The sequence below is a fragment of the Paraburkholderia sp. genome (assembly GCF_050742655.1).
GTDB lineage: Bacteria > Pseudomonadota > Gammaproteobacteria > Burkholderiales > Burkholderiaceae > Paraburkholderia.
On sequence record NZ_JBOIGG010000009.1, the window covers coordinates 195,841 to 212,926 of the forward strand.

The 17,086-nt window shown below is 63.7% G+C and carries 13 protein-coding genes; 3 read left to right on the forward strand and 10 right to left on the reverse strand.

Annotated elements, in window-relative coordinates; translation table 11 throughout:
- Window positions 1-130: 130 nt before the first annotated feature.
- The 3 genes from tssM to ACREXZ_RS15175 are packed head-to-tail and all read left to right on the forward strand — an operon-like array spanning window position 131 to window position 5,908.
- Complete coding sequence (tssM, locus tag ACREXZ_RS15165) at window positions 131-3,982, forward strand: type VI secretion system membrane subunit TssM (RefSeq protein ID WP_431764905.1); 3,852 nt, start codon at window positions 131-133, stop codon at window positions 3,980-3,982.
- Window positions 3,979-4,968, forward strand: coding sequence for a type VI secretion system-associated protein TagF (tagF, locus tag ACREXZ_RS15170; protein WP_431764906.1), 990 nt, complete (start codon window positions 3,979-3,981; stop codon window positions 4,966-4,968). The genes tssM and tagF overlap by 4 nt, the downstream gene beginning before the upstream one ends.
- Window positions 4,969-4,972: 4 nt before the next feature.
- Window positions 4,973-5,908 (forward strand): OmpA family protein, encoded by a 936-nt coding sequence (locus ACREXZ_RS15175; protein WP_431764907.1) that lies wholly within the window; start codon window positions 4,973-4,975, stop codon window positions 5,906-5,908.
- Between the two features lie 24 nt (window positions 5,909-5,932).
- On the opposite strand, the gene tssA is transcribed toward ACREXZ_RS15175, so the two are convergent.
- From tssA to ACREXZ_RS15225, 10 genes are all read right to left on the reverse strand, one after another.
- Window positions 5,933-7,057 carry a type VI secretion system protein TssA gene (gene tssA / locus ACREXZ_RS15180; protein ID WP_431764908.1) on the reverse strand — a complete coding sequence of 375 codons (1,125 nt, stop codon included), beginning with the start codon at window positions 7,055-7,057 and terminating at the stop codon, window positions 5,933-5,935.
- A 46-nt stretch (window positions 7,058-7,103) separates the two neighbouring features.
- A complete protein-coding gene (gene tssH, locus ACREXZ_RS15185; RefSeq protein WP_431764909.1) occupies window positions 7,104-9,785 on the reverse strand; it encodes a type VI secretion system ATPase TssH in 2,682 nt (893 codons plus the stop codon).
- Between the two features lie 33 nt (window positions 9,786-9,818).
- Window positions 9,819-10,904, reverse strand: a complete 1,086-nt coding sequence (tssG, locus tag ACREXZ_RS15190) for a type VI secretion system baseplate subunit TssG (RefSeq protein WP_431764910.1) — start codon at window positions 10,902-10,904, stop codon at window positions 9,819-9,821.
- On the reverse strand, window positions 10,868-12,706 hold the full coding sequence (gene tssF, locus ACREXZ_RS15195; RefSeq protein WP_431764911.1) for a type VI secretion system baseplate subunit TssF: 1,839 nt from the start codon (window positions 12,704-12,706) through the stop codon (window positions 10,868-10,870). The genes tssG and tssF overlap by 37 nt, the downstream gene beginning before the upstream one ends.
- Before the next feature lie 76 nt (window positions 12,707-12,782).
- Window positions 12,783-13,262, reverse strand: coding sequence for a type VI secretion system baseplate subunit TssE (gene tssE / locus ACREXZ_RS15200; RefSeq protein ID WP_431764912.1), 480 nt, complete (start codon window positions 13,260-13,262; stop codon window positions 12,783-12,785).
- 73 nt (window positions 13,263-13,335) lie between these two features.
- Window positions 13,336-13,839 carry an Hcp family type VI secretion system effector gene (locus tag ACREXZ_RS15205; protein WP_133645289.1) on the reverse strand — a complete coding sequence of 168 codons (504 nt, stop codon included), beginning with the start codon at window positions 13,837-13,839 and terminating at the stop codon, window positions 13,336-13,338.
- An 82-nt stretch (window positions 13,840-13,921) separates the two neighbouring features.
- Window positions 13,922-15,415: a type VI secretion system contractile sheath large subunit gene (gene tssC / locus ACREXZ_RS15210; RefSeq protein ID WP_431764913.1), complete on the reverse strand. Its 1,494-nt coding sequence runs from the start codon at window positions 15,413-15,415 to the stop codon at window positions 13,922-13,924.
- A 14-nt stretch (window positions 15,416-15,429) separates the two neighbouring features.
- On the reverse strand, window positions 15,430-15,978 hold the full coding sequence (gene tssB, locus ACREXZ_RS15215) for a type VI secretion system contractile sheath small subunit (protein ID WP_431764914.1): 549 nt from the start codon (window positions 15,976-15,978) through the stop codon (window positions 15,430-15,432).
- Between the two features lie 48 nt (window positions 15,979-16,026).
- The gene (locus ACREXZ_RS15220) at window positions 16,027-16,728 is read right to left on the reverse strand and encodes a tetratricopeptide repeat protein (RefSeq protein WP_431764915.1); all 702 of its coding nucleotides are present in this window, start codon (window positions 16,726-16,728) and stop codon (window positions 16,027-16,029) included.
- 24 nt (window positions 16,729-16,752) lie between these two features.
- Window positions 16,753-17,046 (reverse strand): hypothetical protein, encoded by a 294-nt coding sequence (locus ACREXZ_RS15225; RefSeq protein ID WP_431764916.1) that lies wholly within the window; start codon window positions 17,044-17,046, stop codon window positions 16,753-16,755.
- Window positions 17,047-17,086 lie beyond the last annotated feature (40 nt).

The window sequence follows — 17,086 nt, forward strand, 5'->3', positions numbered from 1 at the left end:
CACGCATTCGCCACGCAAACCGGCTACGCTCGCGCGCGGGCCCACGCGGCAATGCAGCCGCGGGCAGCCGCAGTACCCAGCGCCATCAAGAACAGCAACAGCACTCCCAGCACCAGGACCTGAACGGCATATGCGACGCTTCCTCAACGTGTTGACCCACACCCGCACGCTTTCGATCATCGGCTTGCTTGCGCTCGCGGCCGTACTGTTCATCGCGGCCGATGCGATGGAAATTCCGCCCTTCTGGCCTGCCGTGATCCTCGCGGCGATCATCGCGCTGTGGGTGCTGGTGTGGATCGTCAAGCGGCTGCGCACGAGGCGCGCGAACCGCAAGCTCGGCGACATGCTCGAGCAGCAGGCTGAAACCGCGAAGGCCGCGCCCGCCGCGGACGGCAAGCAGGCGGAACTCGACGTGCTGCGCACGCACCTCATCGACGCGGTGAAAACGATCAAGACGTCGAAGATCGGTCAGATGTCCGGCGGCTCCGCGCTGTACGAACTGCCGTGGTACATCGTGATCGGCAACCCGGCCGCGGGCAAGAGCAGCGCGGTGCTGAACTCGGGCCTGCAGTTTCCGTTCGCGGACAAGAACAGCGCGGTGATCCACGGCATCGGCGGGACGCGTAACTGCGACTGGTTCTTCACGACCGAAGGCATCCTGCTCGACACCGCCGGCCGCTATTCGGTGCACGAGGAAGACCGCAGCGAATGGCTCGGCTTTCTCGGGCTGCTCAAGCGTCACCGGCCGAAAGCGCCGATCAACGGCATCATCGTCACCGCGAGCATCGCGGAACTGACCGGCAATCGTCCTGAGTTCGCGATCAATCTCGCGAAGAACCTGCGCCAGCGCGTGCAGGAACTGACCGAAAAGCTCGAAGTGTTCGCGCCGGTCTACGTGATGTTCACGAAGGTCGACCTGATCACTGGCTTCACTGAATTTTTCAGCGGCAACGATCGCCAGGAATACGACCGTGTGTGGGGCGCCACCCTGCCCTACGAGTCCGACGAGCGGCGCGACGTCGTCGCGCTGTTCGACGATCGCTTCGAGGAACTGTACGAAGGGCTGAAGGAAATCAGCATCGCGCAGATGTCGATCAACCGCGGCAGCAAACTGTCGCCGGGGCAACTGAGCTTCCCGCTCGAATTCTCGACGATCAAGCCGGCGCTGCGCGCATTCCTCGCCACCCTGTTCGAGACCAACCCGTTCCAGTACAAGCCGATTTTCCGCGGCTTCTATTTCACGAGCGCATTGCAGGAAGGCGAAACCAACAGCGCCGCCGCGCAGCGCATCGCCACGCGTTTCAGCCTGTCGACCGACAGCCTGCCGAAAGGGAACGCCACGTTTTCGAAGAACGGCTTCTTCCTGCGCGATCTATTCTCGAAAGTGATCTTCGCCGACCGGCAAACGGTCAGGCAGTTCGCGAGCCCCGCGAAGACACGCATGCGCTACGCGACCTTCTTCGGTTTCGTCGCGGCGCTCGCACTCGCGCTCGGCGGCTGGACGTGGTCGACGATCGGCAACCAGCAGCTCACGGCGAACGTGCAGGCCGATCTCGACAACGTCGTGCGTCTGCAGCAGAACCGCAACGATCTGCAATCGCGTCTGCAGGCCATGGACATTCTCGAGGACCGCATCGAACAGCTCGAGCAGTTCCGCCGCGACAGACCGCTGTCGGTGTCGCTCGGGCTGTATCAGGGCGATCGGCTCGAGCAGCATCTGCTGACGCAGTACTACAGCGGCGTGAAGCAGATCATGCTGACGCCCGTATCGCAGAACCTCGCGTCGTTCCTGAAGGACGTCAACACGCATCCCGACCAGCTCGCGCCGATGACGCACACGCCCGATTCGGGCGCGGTGCAGGTGTCCGCGCATGCGGCAATGTCCGCGAACAACCAGGGCGGCCTCTATAGCGACGCGTCGCCGACCAATGTCGAGGACGCGTACAACGCACTGAAAACCTACCTGATGCTGTCGGACAAGCGCCACGTCGAAACCGCGCATCTGACCGACCAGGTCGCGCGCTTCTGGCGCGGCTGGCTTGAAACGAATCGCGGCAACATGCCGCGCGACGAGATGATCAAGAGCGCGGAACGGATGATCACGTTCTACCTGTCGCGCGTCTCCGACGACGACTGGCCGATGATCGACGCGAATCTCGCGCTGGTCGACCAGACCCGCGAAAACCTGCGCCACGTCGTGCGCGGCATGCCGGCCCGGCAGCGCGTCTACGAGGAAATCAAGGCGCGCGCATCGACCCGCTTCGCGCCGATGACGATCGCGCGCATCGTCGGCGAAGGCAATACGTCGCTGATCGCGGGCAGCTACGCGATCCCCGGCACGTTCACGCGCGATGCGTGGTTCAGCTACGTGCAGCCGGCGATCCGCGACGCGGCGACGAAGGAACTGCAGGCGAAGGACTGGGTGCTCAACACCTCGGCGACCGACGACCTGACGCTCGAAGGCAGCCCCGAGCAGATCCAGAAGGCGCTCGTCGCGATGTACAAGACCGAGTACGCGCAGCACTGGCAGAAGTTCATGCAGGGCATAGCGGTGCAGAGCTTCGGCAGCTTCAATCAGGCGGTCGATGCGATGAACCGCCTCGGCGATCCGCAGGATTCGCCGATCCGCAAGGTGCTCGAAACCGCCTACGACCAGACGTCGTGGGACAACCCATCGCTCGCGAACGCCACGCTCAAGCGCGCGCAGAGCGGCATGACGAACTGGTTCAAGCAGTGGTTCTCGCGTGCGCCGACCGGCCAGTTGAACGCGAACATCGACATCAACGGCAATCCGGTCGAGCTGCCGGTCGGGCCGATCGGCCAGGAGTTCGCGGGTCTCGGGCGGATTGTCGCGGTACGCGACAACGCGTCGCTGCTGCGCGGCTACATGGATTCGCTGTCGAAGGTCCGCACGCGCTTCAACGTGCTGAAGAATCAGGGCGACCCCGGTCCCGGCGCGCGTCAGCTGATGCAGCAGACGCTCGACGGCAGCGGCTCCGAACTGTCCGATTCGCTGAAGTTCGTCGACGAACAGATGCTGACCGGCCTCACCGATTCGCAACGCAAGGCGCTGCGTCCGCTGCTCGTGCGGCCGCTGATGCAGGCGTACGCCGTCGTGATCCAGCCGGCCAGTGTCGAAGTCAACAAGGTGTGGAACGCGCAGGTCTATCAGACGTTCCAGGGCTCGCTTGCGAACAAGTACCCGTTCTCGGGCGACGCGAAGGTCGAAGCCGGCTCGAGTGAAATCGGGCAGGTGTTCGGCCCGGACGGCTCGATCGCGAAGTTCGTCGGCACGACGCTCGGACCGCTCGCCGTGCGCCGCGGCGATACGCTGACCGCGCGCACGTGGGGCGACATGGGCCTGCAGCTGACGCCGGACTTCACGAGCGGCTTCGCGCGCTGGGTCGCGCCGCTCGCGGGCGGCGCGGCAAGCGGCGGCGGCCAGGGCGGCTCGAGCGAACCGCAGACCGTGTTCCAGATCCTGCCGCAGCCGAGCAGCGGCACGACCGAATACACGATCGCGATCGACGGCCAGCAACTGCGCTACCGCAACACGCCACCGCAATGGACCAACTTCGTGTGGCCGAACCCGCAAGGCACACCGGGTGCGACGCTGTCGGCGGTCACGTTCGACGGCCGCACGATCCAGCTCGTCAACGAGCCGGGTCGCTACGGTCTCGAGAAGCTGATCAATTCGGCGCAGCGCAAGCGCCGTCCTGACGGCACGTTCGATCTCGTGTGGACGCAGGGCAACGTCACCATCGAGGCCAGCATGCGCATCATCAGTACATCGCAGGCCACGGGCAGTGGCAGCAGCGGGGACGCACCGCAGCAGCAGAGCCTGCGCGGCGTGCGCCTGCCGTCGTCGGTCGCGGACGTGAGCGCCGCGGCGAATGCAGCGAACGCGACGCCAATGAGTGCCGCGCCGGGCATGGTGCCGGCACCGTCCAATACCGCTGCAACCTCAGGGAGCGCGCAATGACGCAGACCGTTCAGGCGCAGATCGCCTACTTCGGCAAGATCCCGTCGCGCGGCGACTTCGTGAAAAGCGCGCACAACCCGCAGCTGTTGCAGACGCTCGACCGCTGGATCGCGCAGGCAATGGAAATGCTCACCGACGACCCGCGCTGGAAGATCGTCTACGAGAATGCCAAGCCGATGCACTTCGCGTTCCTCGGTTCGCGCAGCAAGCTGGCGATCGCGGGCCACATGGTGGCGAGCCACGACCTGTCGTCGCGGCGCTTTCCGTTCCTCGCCGCGACCGCGCTCGAAGTGGACAAGCCGCTCGCGTTCCTCGCGCGCAGCCCGCTCGCGTTCGCGCGGCTCTGGTCGCGCGTTGCATCGCAGATGCGCCCGCTGCTCGGCGCCTCTGAGCCGCCCGGCGCGCTGCAGGCGCTCGGCGACACGCAGGTGCCGATCGACATCGGCGGCGCGGGTAATCCGCACGACGGCACGTTCAACGATTTCGTCGAACACCAGACGCTGTCGGGTCTCGAACAGATGCTGCTCAACAGCGGTCATCCGGTACGGCTGCGCGGCGCGATGCTCGCGCTCGGTTCGCTGCTGCGGCCGGTGATGCAAAGCGGCTCGTCGCATCTCGAACGCGGCCTCACACTGCCACTGCCGGTCGATCCGTTCTATCGCAGCCTCGTCGCCGCGTTCTGGCTCGAACTGATCGCGCCGTTCGTGTCGCAGGCCGATTTCGAACTGGCGATCTTCATCGGCACGATCGCGGAACGCGAGCGCCTCATCATCGGCTTCAACGGCGCATCCGCGAAGACGCTGCACAGCGTGGTCGATCCGCAGGCATACGCGGCCCACAACATCGATATCGACGACCCCGAGTGGGTCCACGCTCACGCACAGAACGACCATGGCATCAGCAAGCTCGTCAGCTACCTCGATCAACCGCAACTGTCGCTGCGCGTCAGCATCGACACGTTCCGCGAAGTCTTCATCGGAGAGTGACGCGATGCCGATCTATCGACACGGCACGATCCGCCGCTCGCTGCCACTGACCGTTGCGCTGCTCGTCGCGGGCCTTTTTGCAAGCGGTGCAGTCTTCGCCGACGACGCCGGCCCAGCCCGCGTCACGCCAGTCGACAACAGCGGCGTGCAGGTGCATACGACAATCCTGCCCGCGACGCCCGCCCCCGCTGCGGCGAACCCACGGACGACTACCGCAACCGACGTTCCGCCCGCGGCGAATGCGGTGCCCGGTCAGGTCGTGGTTGGCGGCAAGGTGCCCGACGAAGCGACCAAGGCCGCTGTGCTTTCGCGGCTGCGCGACACGTACGGCGCAGGCAATGTGGTCGACCAGATCGAGGTCGGCGATGTCGCGACGCCGCCGAACTGGGCCAGCAACGTGCAGAAGCTGATCGGTCCTCAGCTCAAACAGATCAGCAAGGGACAGCTGAAGATCGACGGCACGTCGATCGAGGTGAAGGGCGAGGTGCATAACGAGTCGCAGCGTCAGCAGCTCGCGAGCGACATGGCGAATGCGCTGAACCCGACCTACACGATCCGCAACGGCCTGCGCGTGAGCGCGTCCGAACAGGGAGTACTCGACCAGACGCTTGCGAACCGCACGATCGAATTCGAAACCGGCAGCGCGACGCTGACACCGCAGGGCCGCGCGATTCTCGACCAGATGGCCGCCGTGCTCGCGAAGCTGACGACGAGGACCGTCGAGATCATCGGTCACACCGACAACGCGGGGAACCGCACGTCGAACATCACGCTGAGTCAGGCGCGCGCCGATGCAGTCAAGGGGTATCTGGTCGCGAGGGGTATTTCGCCGCAGCAGTTGACGACGACCGGCGTCGGTCCCGACCAGCCGATCGCATCGAACGATACGACCGACGGTCGCGCACGCAACCGTCGCATTGAATTCCGCGCGGGGTCGTAAGATCGTAAGCGGGCCTTCGCCCGCTCAGGTCTTCTCGTCCGGCTTCACGCCGAGCAGTTCGCGGATGTGCGCGAGCGAGCCGCCGTCCTTCACCACCGTCGACAGCCACTGGTCCAGCGGCATGCCGGCCCACTCGGCGGCCTTGTCGGCGAGATACGCAACCGGGCTGTGCGGCTCGGTTGCGCGAAAGAACTTCGCCACTGCGCGCAACTGGTCGACAGCCTGCGCGCGGGTCTGAATGCCGGCCACGGTCACCGACGGCGTGGCGGCAGGTGCATGCGAAGCGGGTGTGTGCACGGGTTCCGCCGCGAGCGGCGTCTTGAAGCTGGGCTCGTTGCGCTCCACAGCCTCGGGTTGCTTCGGCGCTGCCTTCGTTACCGCGTTTGCATCGACGCCGACATCGCGTGCAAAACGCTCGGCGAGCCGGTAGACGCCGTCGTACGCGTCCTTGATCTGACGGAAGCTCGGTGCGGCATCGCCGGCACGCCGGTCCAGTTCCTGTTCGAGCGCCAGCACCGCCGCTTCGAAGCTCTTCAGGTCGGTGAGCAGCGTCGTGTAGAACGCCGGAGGTGTCGCGCGTTTCGACGACTCAATCTGTTCGACAGACGGCTTGCCGCGCGCGATGTCGTCGGCGTGCTCTGGATCGCGCTTCACCGCCTGCGCGACGTGCGTCGCCACTTCCCAGTCGATCGTGCTGTACAGCGCGCCGGACGCCTGCGTCACCGGCATCGCGCGCAGCAGTTCAGCCGAACGGCCCGCGAGCCACGCAACATTGCCGAGCCGGTATTCGGTGTCCTCGCCTTCGGGCAGCGGATGCACCTGCTCCCAGAAGCGTTCGCACAGGCCGGTCAGCAGCGCATAGCCCTGCGTGAGTCCGCCCACACCGTCCTCGATCGCCCACGCCTCCGTGAGCCATACCGCGAGCCGCAGGTCTTTGGTCTGTGTGCGCAGCAGCGCGGTCCCGCGCTCGGCGACGAACGACCAGTCCGCTTCCTTGATGTCGGTCACCCACTCGCCCTGATCGAGCGACGGGTCTTCGAAACGCCGCGCGTTCTGGATCGCGTCGAAATCGGATGAGAACAACAGATCGTCACCGCACGGCGACGCTTCGTTGATGGGCGCGAGTAGCGCAGTCAGGTCGGTCGTCATGACGAAGGCCATAGAAATCGGTTGAAACGTCGGGCCGGCGCGTGCATCAGGCCACCGTGTACTGGAACGCGCCGAACTCGTCCGCGCGCACGGTGATCCGCTCGATCGCCACGCCATCCGCGATCCGCTCCAGCACCTGCTGCGCCACTTCCGGCAGCAGCGTGCCGTTCAGGATGTGATCGACATTGCGCGCGCCCGAATCGACTTCCGTGCAGCGCGCGAGCACTGCGTCGACGAGCGACTCGTCCCAGTCGAACACCGCCTTGTGGTTCGCCTCGATGCGGCGGCGAATCCGTTCGAGCTTCAGTTCGATGATCTCGACGAGCACGTCGTCGGAAATCGGATAATACGGCACGACCTTCATGCGGCCGAGAAACGCGGGCTTGAACGCCTTGTACAGTTGCGGCCGCAGTGTCTCCGTCAACTCATCGGCGTCGGGCAATTCCTCGCCGCTCTTGTTCAGACACGCCTGCATGATCGCCTGCGAGCCTACGTTCGACGTGAGGATGATCAGCGTGTTGCGAAAGTCGATCTCGCGCCCTTCGGCATCGTCCATCGACCCCTTGTCGAACACCTGGAAGAACATTTCAAGCACATCCGGGTGCGCCTTTTCGACTTCGTCGAGCAGTACGACCGAATACGGATTGCGCCGCACCGCTTCGGTCAGCACACCGCCCTCGCCGTACCCAACATAGCCCGGCGGCGAACCCTTCAGCCCCGACACGCTGTGCGCTTCCTGGTACTCGCTCATGTTGATCGTCACGAGCTTGCGTTCGCCGCCGTACAGGATGTCGGCGAGCGCGAGCGCGGTTTCGGTCTTGCCGACACCCGATGGTCCGACGAACATGAACACGCCGCGCGGTTTGTTCGGATCTTCGAGGTTCGCGCTCGCGGTCCGCACCCGCTGCCCGATCGCTTCGAGCGCATGGTCCTGACCGATCACACGCGCAGACAGCAGCGACTGCAGGTTCAGCACGGTCTGGATTTCGTCCTTCACCATCCGGCCGAGCGGAATACCGGTCCACGATGCGACGATTTCCGCCACCACGAGGCCGTCCACCTGCAGCGGCACCATCGGCTGGCCCGCCTGCAATGTCTGCAATTCGGCGACGCGCGCCGCCAGCGTTTCGCGCGCACGCTCCGCCTTCTGTGCGGCTTCAGCATCGGCACTGCCGCCGCGCACTGCATCGATGTCCGCGCGCAGCGAACCAATTTCGGTCACCAGCGCGCGCTCCTTGTCGTAGCGTGCTTCGTCGGCCGCCACTTTCTGCAGGTCGGCTTCGCGCAGCGTGCGCAGTTCGGTCAACCGTTCATCGTGTGCCGCTCCGCTCGCCGCTTCGCGTTCGAGCGCGGCAATTTCCGCATCGATGCGCTCGATGCGCTTTTTCGTGTCGTCGATCGCGCCCGGCGTCGAACTGTGCGCAAGCGCGACTTTCGCGCACGCGGTATCGAGCACGCTGATCGCCTTGTCCGGCAGTTGCCGGCCACTGATGTAGCGATGCGACAGACGCACGGCCTCGGTAATCGCATCGTCGAGCACGCGCACGTTGAAGTGCTTCTCCATCAGCCCGGCCATGCCACGCAGCATCGCGGCCGCGAGCGTTTCGTTCGGCTCCTCGATCTTGACGACCTGAAAACGCCGCGCGAGCGCCGCGTCTTTCTCGAAGTACTTCTTGTATTCGCTCCACGTCGTCGCCGCGATCGTGCGCAGTTCGCCGCGCGCGAGCGCCGGCTTCAGCAGGTTGGCCGCATCGTTCTGTCCGGCCTGGCCGCCGGCGCCGATGATCGTATGCGCTTCGTCGATGAAGAGAATGATCGGATGCGCGCTCTTCTTCACTTCGTCGATCACGGTTTTCAAACGGTTTTCGAACTCGCCCTTCACGCTCGCGCCCGCCTGCAGCAGCCCCATGTCGAGCACGTGCAACGCGACGCCGCGCAGCGGCGTGGGCACGTCGTCGGCAGCGATGCGCAGCGCGAGTCCTTCGACGACCGCGGTTTTACCGACACCGGCTTCGCCGGTCATGATCGGATTGTTCTGGCGACGGCGCATCAGGATGTCGACGGCCTGACGAATTTCCGCTTCGCGGCCGATTACCGGATCGATCTTGCCTTCGCGCGCACGTTGCGTGAGATTCGTCGTATAGGTGTCGAGCGCCGGCGTCTTCGACGGTCCTTTCTGCGCGGCATTTTCGCCAGTGGGCACTGCCTGGTCGTCGCCTCCTGCGGTGCTATTCGCGTTGCCGCTGCGTTCGACTTCGGCGGAACCGGCCGTCAGATCGTCGAACTTGTGCTTCAGATCGGTCACGCGCACGCGGGTCAGCAGAGGCGACATACGCTGCGCGAATTGCGCGAGATCGGGCGCGGTCAGCAACGCGAGCAGCAGATGCCCCGAACGGATGCGACCGATCTGCGAATCGAGCGACGCGATCAACCAGGCCTGTTCGAACAGCGCGATCAGATGCACGGAAAATACCGGCGTGCGCGTATTGCCGGTTTTCAGGTGTTCGAGTTCTCGTTCAAGGTCGGCACGCAGCGCGTGCGCGTCGATGCCGCTGGCGGCGATCACAAGCGATGCGTCGCTCGCGGGCTGGTCGAGCAGCGTCAGCAGCAGATGTTCGAGATCGACCTCGTAATGTCCGCGCGACAGGCACAGACTTGCCGCCCGTTCGGCGGCCTGCCGGCACGTGGTGTTCAGTTTCGCGATCAGGGTTTTCAGCGGCGTGCTCATGTCGTGCGATCCAGGTCCAGTTCAACTTGAAGATCAGTGAATGACGTGCAGTTCGTAGCGCGCATCGGCGCGGTCGCGATCAGCGTCCTGCGTGCATAGAAACGCATCCCAGCCAAGCCGCGCACCGGCGCCCAGATGACTCGGTCCGACTTCCGCGCGCCGCAGCACCAGCGATACTTCATATTCGAGCGTCACGCCGGCGAGCAGCGTCAGCATGCGCTCCAGTGCGACCGCACGCTCCGCGCCCGGCAGGAACGCCTCGTAGTCCTTCTTCGACAGCGGGCCGATCACGAGCCGTGCGCGCATGTCGCGCTGCCATACGCGCTCGCCCGCCAGCGCGGTCGCACCCAGCACCGCGTTCACCTGGCCGAGCACAGTCAACTGGTCTTTCGGCACTTCGTACCATTTGCCAACGAACTGATCGACGCGCACCGGCACCGTGAAATAGTCGGACAGCGTGCGTTGCAGATAGGCAGCCGATACCGGCCGATGCCGGGCCGCGAGTGCGTAGCCGGCGATCGCCTCGTCGAAGAGCGCACCGGTGCCCTCCTGCAGGCTGTCGCGTGATTCGTCGTTCGCGACACCCGCGAGCGACAGCAGGAGCGGCAGATAGCGCTCGTCGCGATCGAGCTCGTAGTGAAACGGCAAGCGGTACTTCTTCCACGCGGCGTAGAACAGCGCGGTCGCGCGGTTCGAGAAGATATCGAAGAATTCGCGTGCGGCACGGTCGCGCTTCAACTGCTCGCGCGCGACGACCTGCTCGGTGTAATGCAGTGGCAGCGCGCCCTGCCCGCCCAGCAAACCGAAGAATGCCGGCGTCAGATCGACGCGCACGATCTTGTCTTCTTCGAGCGCTGCGACGCGTTTGTCACGGTCTTTCAGCGCGATGCCGTCGCCGTCGTAGGACTGCGCGTTCTCGATCTCGCTCGGCGGAAAACCGAGCGAGATCGAATTGCGAAACGCGATGCGCCGCGCGACGACGTCGCCGGGCCGTGTCTGCGTGTTGTCGGTGAACCAGCGCTCGAGCATCCGCACCGCCTGAAAAAATTCGAAGCGGTACGGCTCGTCGAGCAGCCGCTCGATTACGCCAGGATCGATTCGCCGCTGCGCGGTTTGCATCTCAGGATTTCCTCGCCGGTGCGTTGGGATAGCACGACCAGTTGCACAAAACTGTTGAGGTGCACATACAGCCCAAAGAACATATCGATCACACGCACGAACGCGCCGAGACTCGTGCCGACGAAATGTTCCTCGTCGATCGTCAGGCGAATTTCGATGCCGCGCACGAAGGTGGCAAACGGTTTGCCCGGCAGCCACTGCACGGCCGCATGCTGCTCGATGCCGGTGATGCCGTCGATGTGCCGCGCGGACACCGCGGTGCGCCGCAGGTCGTATAGCACGAGCATTTCCCGCAAGGCAGCCAGGCCGCTGCTCGCGAGCGACACGTGATTCAGTGCGAGATGCGAAATCAGCCGCCAGTGCGCGGCGCGGCCGCGCTCGAAGCGCACGCTCGGCGTGGGCCGACGCAGCATGGAGATGCTGCCGGTCAGCGAGCCGCCTTCGAGGAACAGGTCCCCACCTTCGAGACCCACCGCGAGCCCCGCGGGCAGATCGCGATTCGTGCAGGTCAGGTCGATACTCAGCGTGTCGGTTTGCGGTAACGACGGTTCGAAATCGATGTCGACAATCGAAATTTCCGTCTCGTAGCCGGGGCTTTTCTGCGCAACCCAGTCGTTCCGACGCGCGAACCAGTAATGACCCGCGCGCGATGCTTCGCCATGATGCAGCGAGTAGAACGGCCGGAACTCGATCACCGATTCTTCATGCGCCTGCTGCCGCACGAGCTTCACTGAATCGATCGAATAGACTTCGTACGCAAATGCGCGACGCGCCTCGGCGACGACCGGGTACGAGATAGCCTGATGGCTCACGCGGATCGGCTCGCCGTGTTGCCTGAACAGATTGACGACCGGCGTGCAGAAGAGCCGGAAATGATGCGCCGACAACGCATCGAGCAGCCGCGCGACGTGCGAGTCGCTGCGTACTTCCTTCAGCACGATATGCAGTGTGACGCGCTGGCAGCGGCCGCTCGCACGGGTTATCGCGGGCAGGTCGAAATCGATGAAATTAAACTTGTCGGGAAACGCGAAGTACTCGGTCAGCAGACGGTACGCGGGATGCGACTTCGCCGGATAGTCGATCAGCGCATCGGCCTCGTCGTAGCCGGCCTGCGTGAACGGCAACGCGCGCAGCGGCGTCCACTGACCGCGCCGGTCGCCTTCCACGTACGCGGCCAGCGCGTTGACGAACAGGCAGTCCGACAGTGCAGCGATGAACGACTGCTCGCCGTGCAGATGGGTGCGCAACATGTCCACTTTCATCGCGGACAGATCGAGTTGCGGTGACGTCGATTCGAACGTGATGGAGACGATCGCAGTCGCGTTGGCAGGCAGCACCGTCGCGCTCGGGGCCATCGCGACCGACGTGTACTTCGCCTCGGAAATGCGGATCGGCGCCAGCGTCACGTCGTACGCGGTGCGGAAGCGGCACTGCACGCCGCGGATCGGCCGCGACTTGAATTCGGTGCCGCGCTCGATCGTCACGGGTTCGGTGAGATGACTCAGCGCCGCCGACGTGCCGAGCTGCGCGATCGAACACGACGGAAACGGCCGCAGATAGTGCGGATACAGCACCTCGAGCAACGCTTCGGTGAACTCCGGGTAGTCGTCGTCGAGCTTCTTGTTGATGCGTGCACCGAGCAGCGCGAACGATTCGATCATCCGTTCGACGTGCGGGTCCTCGCAGTGCTCGCCGGACATCGCGAGGCGTGCCGCGATCTTCGGATAGCGTTCGGCGAAATCGCGCGAATAGCGGCGCAGAAAGGCCAGTTCGCGCTCGTAATACGGCAGCAGTTCTTCCATCAGTCGTCCCCGAACCCCCGATACTTCCCGGTCGAACCCGCCGCCGCTGCCGTGGCGCGGAGTACAACCGGCGGAATTAAAGCTTCGCGCGCGCGCGCGTCACCGAATACTGCAGCGTCGACGGTTGCAGCATCGCGTCGAAACTGACCGGCTCTTCCGCCGGATGTACGACCAGCAGCGCCTGGATCGCGAAATTCAGCGCGTTGGTGGACTGCTCGTTCAGCTCGAGCGTCACCGCGACCTGCTGCAGCCGCGGCTCGTGCCGCTCGATGGCCTGCTGGATCGACTTGCAGATGAACGTGCGGTCATAGTGACTCGCAAGGCTCAGTCCGGCGAAATCGTTCAATCCGTAGGTCAGCACCGAACGCCGGCACTCGGGCAATTCCGCCAGATCGTGCTCGGTCAGCGAGATCCGCGTGTTGAGGATCGCTTCGACGTCGCGAGCGACGGTGCCCTTCAATTCTTCCAGCGACAATTGCCGCATGGCCGGGGATGCCGGCAGATGCGGTTCATCGTCGAACAGCTTGTCGAGAAAACTCGGTTCGAATCGCTTCATCGGATGGAGCAGAACCGGTGCGACACAATACGGCCGCGATGCACTGCGAGTGTGCGCCGCGGCCGCCTATGCATCAGACCGCGTAGGTCTTGTCGTTCTTCGTGAGGCTCCACGCGCCTTGCGCGTTGCCGCCCTGGTTGCCGCCGATCTTCTGCTGCGTGTACTTCCACTGAACCGCGGCGTACTTCAGCGCGAATTCCTCGGACGGCAGTCCTTCGCCGACAACGCTCGGCGCGATGCTCGAAATGATCACGTATTTCAGCTTCACTTCGAGGTACTTGATGCGATTGCCTTCGCCGTCCGAGCGCATGAAATCGATCGTCACTTCGTCGAACGTCGTGCCGCCGGACGCATGCTGATACATCAGCGGGCTGACCACGTCGATGTCTTTCGTGAAGCGCATGTCGCTGTGTTCGCAGCGCTCGGCCGTGTGACCACCTGCCGTCGACGCGGTAGCGGAACGCGGCTGCAGGATCAGATGGCTAAACGAATCGAGTTCGATCCAGCCTGCGTGGTCCTTATCCTGCGACTCGCCCTTGATAGCCGGATTGCCGAATTTTAAGTAGAGATCCTTCATAATGCATCGACTCCCCAAAGAGGTGGTTTTGACAGCCCGCCCGGGCGGCCGGCCCGGGCATATTGACTTCGTTTAACAACTATCAGGCGTTGGCCGATTTCGGCAGATCAGCGACGAGCCGTAGCGAAATCGACAGCTCGTCGAGCTGGAAATGCGGCCGCAGGAACGCAACCGACCGGTAAGAACCGGGCTTGCCCGGAATTTCCGATACCTGAATCGACGCCTCGCGCAGCGGGAATTGCGCCTTCTGCTCCTGCGTCGCGTTGTCGTCGAGCAGAACGTATTGCGAAATCCAGCGGTTGAGGAACACCTCGACGTTCTGCGCGGACGCAAAACTGCCGATCTTGTCGCGCATCATCGCCTTCAGATAATGCGCAACACGCGACACCGAGAAAATGTATTGCAACTGCGCGGACAGCACCGCATTCGCGTTCGCGCTGTCGGTGCTGTACTTCTTCGGCTTCTGCACCGACTGCGCGGCGAAGAACGCGGCATAGTCCGAGTTCTTGCAGTGCACGAGCGGAATGAAGCCGAGATCGGCGAGTTCCTTTTCGCGGCGGTCGGTGATCGCAATTTCGGTCGGGCACTTCAGCGCGATCTCGCCGTCGTCGGTCTTGAACGTATGGGTAGGCAGATCCTCGACGAGACCGCCGCCTTCGACGCCACGAATTGCTGCGCACCAGCCGAAGTCGTCGAACGCCGCTGTCAGACGCGCGGCAAATGCCCAGGCCGCGTTGCACCACAGGTATTTGCTGTGATCGGTGCCGTCGACGTCCTCGACGAAATTGAAGCCTTCCGCAGTCGCGCCGTCTTTCGGATTGAACGGCAGCCGGCCGAGGAAGCGCGGCAGCGTCAGGCCAACGTAGCGTGAATCTTCGGCATCGCGGAACGACTTCCACTTCGCGTATTCGACGGTATCGAAGACCTTGCCGAGATCGCGCGGCTTGCCGAGATCGGCGAACGTCTCGAGGCCGAGCAGTTCAGGCGAAGCGGCGCTGATGAACGGCGCGTGCGCAGCGGCCGCGACGTGCGACATCTGCTCGATGAAATAGACGTCTTCCGGCTGGCGCGTGATTTCGAAGTCGCCGATCAGCGCGCCGAACGGCGCACCGCCGAACGTGCCAAATTCTTCTTCGTACACCTTCTTGAACAGCGCGCTCTGGTCGAATTCGATCGCGGTCTTGAAGTCGCGCACGATGTCGCGCTTCGGCGCGTGCAGCGCCTTGATTTTCACGGTCGCGCCCGTGTTGCTTTCCTTGCACAGGTAATCAAGACCGCGCCACGTGCTTTCCAGTTTCTGGAATTGCGGCGCGTGCATGACCGCGCTCAGTTGCGCGGAGATCAGGCGGTCGAGTTCGGCGACACGTGCGTCGATCGTCGCCGACAGGTTGTCCGATACCACCACGGTGCCGTCCAGCACCTGATGCACGAGCTCACCGATCAGATCCTTCGCGCGCGCATGTTCGGAATCGGATTTCGCGACCTTGCTCTTCTCGACGATATCGTCGAGAAGCGAGGTTCCGGCGCTGGCTTCCTGTGCGCCAGCTGCCTGGGTTGCCGCCGTTTGCTGAGTCATCTCACACCCCGTGGCTATTCGCCCTGCTTGTCATGATCCGGCTTGTCGCCGTGCTGGTCGTCCGCGCCGGCGCCGCTTTTCGCGAGCGCCTGCAACTGCTGCGTATTCGACAGCACCTCGCTCAGCAGATCCTCGAGCTTGTCGTTGCCGGCGAGCTTGTTGCGCAGATCCGCGAGCTTCGAACGCGCGTCGAGCAAACGCTTCAGCGGTTCGATCTGCGATACGACTTCATCGGGGCTGAAATCGGCGACCGAGTGGAACCGCAGGTCCACCGCAAACTTGCCGCCGCCTTCGCTCAGGCGATTCTCGACCTGGAACGCGGCGCGCGGCTCGATGGCCTTCATCACGTCGTCGAAATTGTCGCGATCGATATTCACGAACTTGCGGTCGCGCAGTTTCGGCTGCTCGACCTCCGACTGCCCCGCCAGATCGGCAACCACGCCGACGACGAACGGCAGTTCCTTGATTTCGATCGCATCGCCGCGCTCGACCTCGTAGGTCAGTTGAACGCGGGGCGGACGCACTTTTTGCAAGCGCTTCTGAATGCTTTCTTTCTTCGCCATCGTCGGGTCCCCTGCAAATAAACTAGCGTGTGATATCAGCGATGAGACTCAACGAAGCGCGCTGAACGGATCAGAGGCACCGCTGCCTTGTGCCGCCCTCGAAGGCGGCGTGGGCGTCGGCGGAGCTGCCGGCGCGGTCACCGTGACGGCCGGTGCGGTGGTGGTCGTCGCGGCGGGCGTGGCGGCGGTGCTGTCAGTGCCCGCGTCGGGCTTCGCGCCTTTCACCACGTGACGCACGATACGGCGCTTCTTCACGACGGGCTTGTCGACCTGTTCAGGAGGGAACAGCGACGCTTCGCCGAGCGTGTCGCGCAGTTGCTTGGCGAGTGCCTGCGCATCCGACTTCGCATCGCCCGCAAGCGACGAGTCCTGACGCAGTTCACCGAGCGATTGCGTCGCGACCCTCAAACCGGCGACGGCCAGTACGCTCTTCGCCTGACGGTCGGTCTGGTCGCGCGACAGCGCTTCCTGTGCGGCGACGATCGCCTGCCCGTAATGACCTTGAGTGAACTGGATCTGCGCAATGCGCGACCACGGTTCTTCACGCGTGGGATCCGATTTTGCCAATTGCTGATAAAGCCCCATTGCCCGATCCTGGTCGCCGCCCTTCGCGACCGTATCGGCATCGGCGAGGCTCTTATTGAATGCCTCCGGTGTAGGTGGCGTATTGTTCCCCTGCGTTGCACACCCGGCGATCACCGCGCATGCCAACACTGCCCCAGATACTTTTACAAAGAGACGCTCTTTCATCGTTTTTCACCGACATGCGATTTTTTAATTCAAGGAAAAACCGGAGTTTTGCTTTGCTAGAAGTGCGCGGGTATAGTACAGGCCAATTTTTGATAATTCAACTTTCGTGTGAACCGGTCGAAAGCCGGAAAAAATCAGGTTCAGGTTAAGTGCCGATGTAAAGAAGAAATAGTTTCCGGAAACAGAACTCCGCGAATGCTGCTCGCGGAAAAATTTTCCGGCAACTTTACGGGGCGGCGATGCGTTGCATGCAAATCGCATGAAACCCTCCCTTTCCTTCTGCATGAAGACGAAGTTTTCCGCCTGCTTTTCTAACATTCTTTAACGCCTTGACGGGAGACGACGGGCGCGATGCCTG

Bases quoted from the DNA above. Each gene is read 5' to 3' on its own strand.
- tssM (WP_431764905.1), top strand. From the start codon at position 131: ATGCGACGCTTCCTCAACGTGTTGACCCACACCCGCACGCTTTCGATC.
- tagF (WP_431764906.1), top strand. From the start codon at position 3,979: ATGACGCAGACCGTTCAGGCGCAGATCGCCTACTTCGGCAAGATCCCG.
- ACREXZ_RS15175 (WP_431764907.1), top strand. From the start codon at position 4,973: ATGCCGATCTATCGACACGGCACGATCCGCCGCTCGCTGCCACTGACC.
- tssA (WP_431764908.1), bottom strand. From the start codon at position 7,057: ATGACGACCGACCTGACTGCGCTACTCGCGCCCATCAACGAAGCGTCG.
- tssH (WP_431764909.1), bottom strand. From the start codon at position 9,785: ATGAGCACGCCGCTGAAAACCCTGATCGCGAAACTGAACACCACGTGC.
- tssG (WP_431764910.1), bottom strand. From the start codon at position 10,904: ATGCAAACCGCGCAGCGGCGAATCGATCCTGGCGTAATCGAGCGGCTG.
- tssF (WP_431764911.1), bottom strand. From the start codon at position 12,706: ATGGAAGAACTGCTGCCGTATTACGAGCGCGAACTGGCCTTTCTGCGC.
- tssE (WP_431764912.1), bottom strand. From the start codon at position 13,262: ATGAAGCGATTCGAACCGAGTTTTCTCGACAAGCTGTTCGACGATGAA.
- ACREXZ_RS15205 (WP_133645289.1), bottom strand. From the start codon at position 13,839: ATGAAGGATCTCTACTTAAAATTCGGCAATCCGGCTATCAAGGGCGAG.
- tssC (WP_431764913.1), bottom strand. From the start codon at position 15,415: ATGACTCAGCAAACGGCGGCAACCCAGGCAGCTGGCGCACAGGAAGCC.
- tssB (WP_431764914.1), bottom strand. From the start codon at position 15,978: ATGGCGAAGAAAGAAAGCATTCAGAAGCGCTTGCAAAAAGTGCGTCCG.
- ACREXZ_RS15220 (WP_431764915.1), bottom strand. From the start codon at position 16,728: ATGAAAGAGCGTCTCTTTGTAAAAGTATCTGGGGCAGTGTTGGCATGC.
- ACREXZ_RS15225 (WP_431764916.1), bottom strand. From the start codon at position 17,046: ATGTTAGAAAAGCAGGCGGAAAACTTCGTCTTCATGCAGAAGGAAAGG.